Below are 8,080 nucleotides of genomic sequence, written 5' to 3'. Positions count from 1 at the left end.
CGAACCCAGCGGATAGATAGCCAGATCGATGGCGTGGTTCTTCTGGCTCAGGCGCACATAGTGGCGCATGGCTTCCGGCTCCGACAGGCCCGGCAGGCCAATCGGGTCGCGGCGGACCAGATCACCGAGGTCCGAGCCATCGGTCTTCGGGGTGGCAAGGTCCACACCAGTCTTGCCCCAGCCTTCGCCTTCGAAGATCAGCGGCTCGTCCTGCAGCAGGCCACGGCCACCGGTCAGGGTGGCGGGCTTTTCGGCGACGGCGTTCGGGGTGGTCGCCTGAGGAGTGGTAGGACGCCCGACGTTGTTCATGGTGCTCATGTCTGTTGCCCTTCCTTACGCGACTGCGGCTTTGAGTGCGGTGGCGAGGATCTGTATGTCCGCGTCCAGCGTCGTCTCGGTGGCGGCGACCAGCAAGACGTCGTCCATGCCCGCTTCCGGTGCGAGGCGGCTGTAGGGCACGCCAGCGAGGATGCCTTGGGCGGCAAGGGTCTCGACGACCTCGGCAGCGTTCTTCGGCAGCTTCACGGCGAACTCATTGAAGAAGCGCGGGGTCAGGACCTCGACGCCTTCAATGGCGGCCAGCGCATCGCGGGTAGCCAGTGCCTTTTCGTGGTTCAGCAGGGCCAGTTGGCGCAGACCCGTCTCGCCCAGCAGGCTCATGTGGATGGTGAAGGCGAGGCAGCACAGGCCAGAGTTGGTGCAGATGTTCGACGTCGCCTTGTCGCGGCGGATGTGCTGCTCGCGGGTCGACAGGGTCAGAACGAAGCCGCGCTTGCCCTCGGCATCGACGGTCTCGCCGCAATAGCGGCCCGGGGTCTGGCGCAGCAGCTTTTCGCGGGTGGCGAACAGGCCGATGTACGGACCGCCATAGTTCAGGGCGTTACCGATCGACTGGCCTTCGCCAGCGACGATGTCCGCGCCCATTTCGCCCGGCGACTTCAGCAGGCCCATCGACACAGCTTCGGTCACGACGACGATCAGCAGGGCACCATTGGCCTGAGCCGCCTCGGCGATCTTGGTGACGTCGGTGGCGGTGCCGAACACGTTCGGGGTCTGGACGACGACGCAAGCGGTGTCCGGACCGATCTGGGCGATGACGTCAGCTTCGGCGTCAACGGCAGCCGGAAGGACTTGGGTTTCAACGCCCATGGCGTGAACCACAGTCTCGGTCGCCTTGACGTAGTGCGGGTGAACGCCGCCCGAGATCACAGCCTTGTTGCGGCGGGTGACGCGGGTGGCCATCAGCACGCCCTCGGCCATGGCGGTCGAGCCGTCATAAAGCGACGCGTTGGCGACCGGCATACCCGTCAGGTTCGCAACCTGTGTTTGGAACTCGTACAGGTACTGCAGGGTCCCTTGTGCGATTTCCGGTTGGTACGGGGTGTAGGAAGTCAGGAATTCCGAGCGTTGGATTACGTGATCCACGGTCGCTGGAACATGGTGCTTGTAAGCGCCCGCGCCGCAGAAGAACGGAACCGAACCGGCGGTCTTGTTCTTGGCCGCCATGGCCGACAGGGCACGCTCGACTTCCAGTTCGCCCGCCACGCGCGGCAAGTCCACAGGGCCGCTCAGGCGTGCGCTTTCCGGCACGTCTACAAAGAGGTCATCGATCGACTTGGCCCCGATCGCGGCCAGCATGGCCTCGCGATCATCGGCTGTCAGAGGGAGGTAACGCATGTTCAGTTCCGATCCGTCCGGCATTCGGCCGGATTATGGGGAAGGGGTAGAAGAAACCCGCCCCGAACAAGTCGGGGCGGGCGAAAGGCATTAGAGGGTCGCGAGGAAGGCGTCGTAAGCCGCCTTGTCCATCAGGCCGTCGAGTTCCGAGGCGTCCGACACCTTGATCTTGGCGAACCAGCCTTCGCCTTCCGGCGAGGCGTTCACGGTTTCCGGTGCATCGGCCAGCGCGCCGTTGGCTTCGACGACCTCGCCCGAAACCGGAGCGTAAACGTCCGAAGCGGCCTTGACCGATTCAACCACGGCGAAGCTGTCGCCCTTGGCTACGGTCTTGCCGACGTCCGGCGTTTCAACGAACACAACGTCGCCGAGGGCTTCAGCCGCGTGAGCCGAGATGCCGACGGTGGCGATGTCGCCGTCCAGCGAGACCCATTCGTGATCTTTGGTGAATTTCATGGCTGATCCCTCTCAAGCCTTGGGTTTGCGGTAGTAACGGGTGGGAACGAACGGGCTGGCCACGACCTCGGCCGCAGCAGGGCGGCCACGGACGACGACTTTCAGCTCGGTTCCGATTTCGGTGAACGCGGGCGGCACGAAGCCGATGGCGATCTTGTTGCCGGTCGAAGGCGACGGGCCACCCGAGGTGACCACGCCGATGATATTGCCGTTCTTGTCGGCGATCTCGGCACCCTCGCGGGCCGGAGCGCCTTCCTTGACCAGCAGGTTCACGCGCTTGCGCGACGGGCCTTCAGCCAGTTCCTTGAGAATGCGCTCGGCACCCGGGAAGTTCGCGGCTTCCTTGCGCGACTTCGACAGGGCGAAGGTCAGGTCGGCTTCAACCGGAGAGACGGCGGCATCGAGGTCGTGGCCGTGCAGCGGCAGACCGGCTTCGAGGCGCAGGCTGTCGCGGGCACCCAGACCGATCGGCTTCACGCGTTCGTCACTGAGCAGCAGGTTCCACACGCGCTCGGCATCGGCGGCGGGTACCGAAATCTCGAAGCCATCCTCGCCGGTATAGCCCGAACGCGAGATGTAGCAGTTCACGCCAAAGACGTTCAGCCAGGTGATGTCCATGAACGACAGCTCGGCCAGTGCCGGTTCGTGCTGGATCATGACGTCGATGGCTTCCGGACCCTGAATGGCCAGAAGCGCGCGGTCTTCCAGAACTTCCAGCTTGGCATCGCCCTGAAGGTTCGCACGCAGGTGGGCGAAATCGGCGTCCTTGTTACCGGCGTTGACCACCACATACAGACCATTGTGGTCGGGCTTGCCCGCCATCAGGTCGTCCATGATGCCGCCTTGGTCGTTCAGCAGCAGGGAGTATTTCTGTTTGTGATCCTTGAGGATCTTGTAGTCGCCGGGGACGAAGCGCTCGAACTGTTCGATGGCGTCCTTGCCGGTGATCTTGGCCTGGCCCATGTGGGAAACGTCGAACAGACCGGCATGCTCGCGGGTCCATTTGTGCTCGGCCAGAACGCCTTCGTACTGGACCGGCATGTCATAGCCGCCAAAGCCGACCATACGCGCGCCAAGCGCACGGTGCGCCGCATTCAGGGGGGTGGTTTTCAGAATTTCGTCACTCATGGGCGCACTCCGGAGTCGCGTCATCACGGCGATAGCTTCGCCGTACGCGCCCCCGCTGTCCCTTAGGCCTGAGAGATTCCGATTACCGTTTTGGCGGCAACCTTGCTCCTTCGGCGCGCCTTGGACCCCTCTCGACCCAATGGCGACTTTCCAGCGTTCCGTGCGCCTCGCGGTCCTTTTGCCTGAGCGTTTCCGGGGCGGTTGCGCCTTCGGCTCCGGAAAGATGGTTCCCATCCCCCCGATCTCTCCCGCGAGAGCTAAGGCGACCTAAGCCATCGACTCCGGTTCGAAGTCAAGCGCCGCCACACTTGCGGCATCAATGAACAGGCGTCATTGAGAGGTTCATCCCCAGTCTTGCCTCTGATTTGGATTTAAAGAAACCATCATGACCGACGTCCGCACCGATCTGTCTGCCCACCTGTCCGCCACGGGCGTCGAGGGTGATCTGGCCGAACTGCTGCTGAAGATCGCGGCCTCGTGCGTGGATATCCGCAAGGTCGTATCGGGCGGCGCGCTGGCCGGAGCGCTGGGTGCCTCGGGCAACGTCAATGTTCAGGACGAAGAGCAGAAGAAGCTGGACGTCATCTCCAACGACATTTTGACCGACAACCTGCTGGCCCTGCCGCTGGTGGCCGGTGTGGCGTCCGAGGAAATGGATAACTGCCAGCCCGCCAAGCACGACGGCGGCAAGTTCCTTGTCCTCTTCGATCCGCTGGATGGATCAAGCAACATCGACATCAACGCCCCGGTGGGGACCATCTTCTCGGTTCTGGCTGCGCCGTCGGGCGAAATCACCGACGCTGCCTTCCTGCAGGACGGCCGCAAGCAACTGGCGGCGGGCTATGTGCTTTACGGCGGCCAAACCATGCTGGTGCTGACGACGGGCTCGGGCGTTGCAGGCTTTACCCTGTCGCTGGACGGCCAGTGGCTGCTGACCCATCCCGCGATCAAGATCACGCCCGACACCAAAGAGTTCGCCATCAACATGTCGAACCAGCGCCACTGGGCCGAGGGCGTGCAGAAATACGTCGAGGGCTGCCTTCAGGGGGCCGAGGGCGGTCGCGGCAAGAATTTCAACATGCGCTGGGTCGCCGCCATGGTGGCGGACGTTCACCGCATCATGATGCGCGGCGGCGTGTTCCTGTATCCGTGGGACAAGCGCGAGCCGAACAAGCCGGGCAAGCTGCGCCTGATGTACGAAGGCAATCCGATGAGCTTCCTCGTCGAACAGGCTGGCGGCAAATCCACCACCGACGGCCGCAACGCCATCCTCGACGTCCTCCCGACCCAGCTTCACCAGCGCGTGCCGGTCATCCTCGGCTCAGCCAACGAAATCGACGTCATCGCCGACACCTGCGGCGTGTAAACCTAAGAAAAGGGCGGGGTGTTTTCCAACATCCCGCCCGATTTCGTTCTAGGGCTGAACCTTTACGCCACTAGCGCCTGCCGGATGGCTTGTGCTGCGATGCGTACGGATTCCTCGCTATTGAGGCCGTGAGAGCCGCCTGTGAAATGCGGCACGACTGCCAGTGGCACAGTGCCCGATGTGCTGATGTGCATGCGCTTGGGATGCCCGTTCACTTCAAAGCGATGAGCTTCCGGCTCTTGTGTGGTGCCGGTGATGTCCATGAAGTCATGAAGATGCGTCAGCCCCGTGCCGATGAGGATTTTCGGACGATGCTTGGAGACCATTTCCCTCAGAACCGCGAAGCGCGCTTGGCGCAGCCAGCCTTGGTATTCCGGTTTGGAGGTGAAACCTGTCAGTTCGGTCGCGGCGGCATCCCATTCAGCGACATTGTTGAACGGTTCGGGAAACAGGTTGGCTTTGAAATAACCCGAACACCCTTTTTCAAACGGGCGCGCCTGTTTCGCAAAGGCCACGTGGTCCTCGGTCGGGAGGCCTGCGATACCCGCCAAAAGTTTGAACGCTTTGACGTTGTAGGGCCAGCCTAGCTGAAGTTCGACGCTGTATCGCTCGCGCTCGGGATCGCGCTGTGGCTCTGCCTTTGCGTCTGCAGCGGCATCGGCGAGGCTCCAACCGGGTTCGATACCCAGCAACCAGATCGACGGCTTGTCCGGCGTCCCCGGATCCCCGCCTTCGCAGGTCTCTAGAAAGCGGGCAGCGTCGGAAACACGCGCGCGGAACTCTATGGCGGCAGTTGATAGTTCGGTCAAAGTTGATCCCCCAAATCCTGCGGCAAGACCATCGCACCCCTCGACGTCAGTTTGGGACACAGGGCGATATCATTGCTCGTCGAAAGCAGTGTCAGGGGTATCGATGAAGAGTCGTTAACGGCGTTTGCTAAAATCGGCTTTGGCTCGCCCAGTGTCGCACCTATGCTGTCGCTGCATCCAATGGCCTGATCGAGTTTCGACTATGCTGACCTTCCTCCAAGACGTGACCGAGCGTGATGCCCTGATCGTGGTCGATCCGCAGAATGACTTCTGCGAAGGCGGGGCCTTGGCGGTTCAGGGCGGGGCGTCGATCATGCCGCTGATCAACGAGATCGCGGCGCGGTTCAAGACCGTGGTGGTATCGCAGGACTGGCATACGCCGGACCAGATCAGCTTTGCCTCCAACCACGAAGGCGCGGCCCCGTTCACCCAGATCGAGGTGGAATACGGCCCGCAGATGCTGTGGCCCGACCACTGCGTCCAGGGCAGTTCGGGCGCGGACTTCCACGCCGATGTCGCTCCCGCCGTGCAGCGTGCGGCGGCCATCATCCGCAAGGGGGCCAACCCTGCGGTGGACAGCTATTCGGCCTTTTTCGAGAACGACCACAAGACCTCGACGGGGCTGTCGGGCCTGTTACGAGGACTGGGTGCGGAGCGCGTGTTCGTGTGCGGTCTGGCCTATGACTACTGCGTGCGCTTCACCGCCGAGGATGCCGTGCGCGAAGGCTTTGCGGCCGTGGTGATCGAAGAGGCCACCCGCGCCATAGCGGAGGACACCGCACAGGCCGCCCGCGACAGCTTTGCGGCCCTGGGCGTTGTGCGGCTTTGATCCACCGCTTATTCCCAGAAGTCGTGTTCCTGGGGATCCGGTTGAAGGCGATCTTGGCCCCCATGTACCGGGGCAGGTCGTTGGCGGGGCCGATGCTGACGGTGTCCTTGCCGAAACGTTTGTTCAGGGCGTCCATCGCCTTGGACAGCTTCAGCGAGCGGGCGTTGCCATTCTGGTCCGGAGCCTGTCCGAACAGGTCGGGCGCATGGGCACCGCGAGGGGTCAGCTCATGGATATGGACACCCACCGTATGCGGGCGGTGGCGACGCAGGGCAGGGGCCGCCTGTGCCCACAATCCATCCAGCGCCGACAGCAGGGCAAAGGTATCCTGTGTCGGTGGGACCTGACATTGATAGGACAGCTTCTGCCCGCGCTTGCTGACGCTGCGGTCGGTGGTTTCCAGCTCGATGCTGAGGCCCAGAACCGATCCCGTCACATCCATCCGGCGCAGGCGCGAGCCGCATTTTACCAACAGGCGGCGGGCCACGGCGCGTGACTTGTCCGGCGTGCGCATTGCCATTTGCAGGACATGGCTGTGGCCGATGCTGGCGGTCGGCTGTTCGGCGGGCGGTTCCACATGAAGGCCGTGCAGGCCGCGCCAGACGCGCTCGCCCTCGACACTACCCCACAGATGCCGCGCCTCCTTGGCTCCCATGGCCCACAGCTGGGCGGTGGTGTGGATGCCCGCCTGTGCCAGACGGCATCCGCTTGCCAATCCCCGGAAAGGCCGAGATCGGCAGGTGTTCGATCGCCTGTGGCAGCTCATGCTGGCGCAGCACGGTCAGGCCGTCCGGCTTCTTCATGCCGCAGGCAGTCTTGGCCAAAAACCGGCTGGGGGCCAGCCCGACCGAGGAGCGCAGGCATTCGCCGACATTGTCCTTGATGCCCTGCTGGATACGGCGGGCCAGGGCGACGGCATTGGCCTCGATCCGCTGCGGTCCCATCAGCTCGCACGAGCATTCGTCGATGGAGCCGATCTTGTAGATCGGCATGTGACGCTCGATCTCGGCCATGATCTGCTTATGCAGCTTCACATAGACGTCGGGGCGCGCCTCGGCGATGACCACATCGGGGCACAGACGCCGCGCCTCGCGCACGCTGGTGCCAGTGCGGATACCATAGAGGCGGCTCTCATAGCTGGCCGCAATCGCGCCGGAGAACTCGCTGGGGGCAGGGCGCACGATCACCGGCTTGCCGCGCCACTGCGGATTCATCTGCTGTTCGGCGTTGGCAAAAAAGGCGTTCAGGTCGATGAAGAGCCAGCGCAACTGCGCGGGATCATGCTCGGGGTCTGTCTGCTCCATGCGTCGGAACATATCAGGAACATAATCGCGTGTGGAGTCGCTGCCTTGGTCGATCAAACGCGACCACTGTGGATGGATGTGTGGACATCCCTGTGCGCAATCCGGTGGATAAGGGCCCTTGCGACTGTCTAGGGACGCAGGGCCGCATCCAGACCCATAAAGACGCCAAGGGTCGTCAACGGAAACAGGACACCCAGACAAAGTCCGACCCGTGCTGCAAAGGCCAGATACCGGATTAGCGGCGACTTATAGTCCGCGTACCAAGGGGTGAATACGATCAGCAGGTTCATCCATCGGCCGACCGGAACACCGGCAAACCTGACAATGTTCAAAAACGCGGGGGCGTTGCGGTCTGCATCTCCACTGCGGCGTTCTTCTTCAGCCATTGCATCGGCCGCATTGGCGCTCAGCGCGGCCACGACAAGCCCGATCAGGCCGATCCAGATCAGGGAATACACCACCGGATTCATCAGACGACCTCTAGCAACAACCATTACACGCTAGGGACCGG

8 protein-coding genes, 2 pseudogenes and 1 riboswitch are annotated in these 8,080 nt (G+C 63.0%); of the genes and pseudogenes, 2 read left to right on the top strand and 8 right to left on the bottom strand.

The genetic code is table 11. The features are described from left to right. The 4 genes and pseudogenes from OB03_RS01880 to gcvT form a co-directional block, all read right to left on the bottom strand. A pseudogene (locus OB03_RS01880) lies at positions 1 to 318 on the bottom strand (aminomethyl-transferring glycine dehydrogenase subunit GcvPB); the annotation flags it as partial. Between the two features lie 15 nt (positions 319 to 333). Beyond that, positions 334 to 1,677, bottom strand: coding sequence for an aminomethyl-transferring glycine dehydrogenase subunit GcvPA (gcvPA, locus tag OB03_RS01875; RefSeq protein ID WP_242913693.1), 1,344 nt, complete (start codon positions 1,675 to 1,677; stop codon positions 334 to 336). A 90-nt stretch (positions 1,678 to 1,767) separates the two neighbouring features. Continuing rightward, a complete protein-coding gene (gcvH, locus tag OB03_RS01870; protein WP_242913694.1) occupies positions 1,768 to 2,133 on the bottom strand; it encodes a glycine cleavage system protein GcvH in 366 nt (121 codons plus the stop codon). Positions 2,134 to 2,145: 12 nt separating this feature from the next. Continuing rightward, the gene (gene gcvT / locus OB03_RS01865; protein WP_461343051.1) at positions 2,146 to 3,261 is read right to left on the bottom strand and encodes a glycine cleavage system aminomethyltransferase GcvT; all 1,116 of its coding nucleotides are present in this window, start codon (positions 3,259 to 3,261) and stop codon (positions 2,146 to 2,148) included. A gap of 160 nt (positions 3,262 to 3,421) precedes the next feature. Further along, positions 3,422 to 3,522, bottom strand: a riboswitch (glycine riboswitch). A gap of 124 nt (positions 3,523 to 3,646) precedes the next feature. On the opposite strand from gcvT, the gene OB03_RS01860 reads away from it, so the two are divergent. Further along, a complete protein-coding gene (locus OB03_RS01860; protein ID WP_461343050.1) occupies positions 3,647 to 4,627 on the top strand; it encodes a class 1 fructose-bisphosphatase in 981 nt (326 codons plus the stop codon). Between the two features lie 62 nt (positions 4,628 to 4,689). Here the strand turns inward: OB03_RS01860 and OB03_RS01855 are convergent, their stop codons facing one another. Beyond that, positions 4,690 to 5,436, bottom strand: a complete 747-nt coding sequence (locus tag OB03_RS01855; RefSeq protein WP_461343049.1) for a hypothetical protein — start codon at positions 5,434 to 5,436, stop codon at positions 4,690 to 4,692. Positions 5,437 to 5,638: 202 nt separating this feature from the next. On the opposite strand from OB03_RS01855, the gene pncA reads away from it, so the two are divergent. Further along, the gene (gene pncA / locus OB03_RS01850; protein WP_461343048.1) at positions 5,639 to 6,265 is read left to right on the top strand and encodes a bifunctional nicotinamidase/pyrazinamidase; all 627 of its coding nucleotides are present in this window, start codon (positions 5,639 to 5,641) and stop codon (positions 6,263 to 6,265) included. A 256-nt stretch (positions 6,266 to 6,521) separates the two neighbouring features. On the opposite strand, the pseudogene OB03_RS01845 reads toward pncA, so the two are convergent. From OB03_RS01845 to OB03_RS01835, 3 genes and pseudogenes are all read right to left on the bottom strand, one after another. Further along, positions 6,522 to 6,779, bottom strand: a pseudogene (locus OB03_RS01845) (DinB/UmuC family translesion DNA polymerase); the annotation flags it as partial. 106 nt (positions 6,780 to 6,885) lie between these two features. Then, entirely contained in the window at positions 6,886 to 7,581 is a 696-nt protein-coding gene (locus OB03_RS01840; RefSeq protein ID WP_461343047.1) for a DNA polymerase Y family protein, read from the bottom strand. A 116-nt stretch (positions 7,582 to 7,697) separates the two neighbouring features. Continuing rightward, positions 7,698 to 8,063 carry a hypothetical protein gene (locus OB03_RS01835; RefSeq protein WP_461343046.1) on the bottom strand — a complete coding sequence of 122 codons (366 nt, stop codon included), beginning with the start codon at positions 8,061 to 8,063 and terminating at the stop codon, positions 7,698 to 7,700. Positions 8,064 to 8,080 lie beyond the last annotated feature (17 nt).

The sequence above is a fragment of the Brevundimonas sp. GN22 genome (genome assembly GCF_054824005.1).
Note: the sequence above shows the minus strand (reverse complement) of the source record. Positions and strands in the feature narration are given on the sequence as shown.

Coding starts and splice junctions, on each gene's coding strand:
- gcvPA (WP_242913693.1), bottom strand. CDS start 1,677: ATGCGTTACCTCCCTCTGACAGCCGATGATCGCGAGGCCATGCTGGCC.
- gcvH (WP_242913694.1), bottom strand. CDS start 2,133: ATGAAATTCACCAAAGATCACGAATGGGTCTCGCTGGACGGCGACATC.
- gcvT (WP_461343051.1), bottom strand. CDS start 3,261: ATGAGTGACGAAATTCTGAAAACCACCCCCCTGAATGCGGCGCACCGT.
- OB03_RS01860 (WP_461343050.1), top strand. CDS start 3,647: ATGACCGACGTCCGCACCGATCTGTCTGCCCACCTGTCCGCCACGGGC.
- pncA (WP_461343048.1), top strand. CDS start 5,639: ATGCTGACCTTCCTCCAAGACGTGACCGAGCGTGATGCCCTGATCGTG.
- OB03_RS01840 (WP_461343047.1), bottom strand. CDS start 7,581: ATGTTCCGACGCATGGAGCAGACAGACCCCGAGCATGATCCCGCGCAG.
- OB03_RS01835 (WP_461343046.1), bottom strand. CDS start 8,063: ATGGTTGTTGCTAGAGGTCGTCTGATGAATCCGGTGGTGTATTCCCTG.